Origin of the sequence: Shewanella sp. GXUN23E, assembly GCF_050865035.1 — a bacterium.
GTDB lineage: Bacteria > Pseudomonadota > Gammaproteobacteria > Enterobacterales > Shewanellaceae > Shewanella.
On sequence record NZ_JBOZWP010000051.1, the window covers coordinates 1 to 1,009 of the forward strand.

Sequence of the window (1,009 nt, forward strand, 5' to 3'; positions counted from 1 at the left end):
GGTGATGACCAGGGTGTCACCCACGTCGGTGCCGCTGCCCAGGGTGATACTGATGTCCACCTGACCGGAGAGCTCGCCGTCATTGATATAACCATCGTTGTTGGCATCTTCGGTGATGACTACCGTCGGGGCGGACGGTGATGGTGGGTTGCCGCTGTAATCCAGCAGCGCACTGTCACTGCCAAAGGCACTGTTGCCGGCGGGATCAGTCACGGTAGCGCTGACAGTCAGCGTGGTGCCGGACGCCGGGGCATCGATGGCCAGACTCAGGCCGTTATCCAGCATGTCCTGAGTCACAGGGCCGCTGTACAGTACATTGCCGGCCTGATCGGTCACGGTGAGGGTATCGCCCACCACAGTACCGGCGCCCAGGGTGACGCTGATATTGATTTGGCCATCAAGCTCGGCGTCATTGATGATGCCATCGTTATTGGCATCCTCGGTGATGACCACAGTCGGTGCGGCCGGGGCGCCGCTGCCGACGCCGTAATCGAGCGTAGCGGCATCACTGCCCGTGGCGTTGTTGCCGGCCACGTCGGTGACGGTGGCCGTGATGACGATATCGGTGCCACTCGCCGGGGCATCGATGGCCAGACTCAGGCCGTTATCCAGCATGTCCTGAGTGACACTGCCGGTAAACAGTACCGTGCCATCCTGGTCGGTCACGGTGAGGGTATCGCCCACCACGGTGCCGGCACCCAGGGTGACGGTGATGTCTATCTGACCGCTGAGCTCGGCATCATTGATGTAGCCATCGTTGTTACTGTCTTCGGTGATGACCACAGTCGGTGCGGCCGGGGCGCCGGTGCCCACGCCATAATCCAGCACCGCGCTGTCGCTGCCGGACGCGGTATTGCCCGCTGCATCAGAGACGGTGGCGGTAATCACCAGATTGGTGCCGCTCGCCGGTGGGTCGATGGCCAGAGTGAGACCGTTGTCCAGCATCGCCTGGGTCACCGGGCCACTGAACAGCACGTTGCCGGCCTGGTCGGTGACGGTCAGGGTATCA

General features: G+C 62.6%; 1 pseudogene. It reads right to left on the bottom strand.

The features are described 5' to 3' along the window. A pseudogene (locus ACRRUX_RS20540) lies at positions 1-1,009 on the bottom strand (hypothetical protein); the annotation flags it as partial.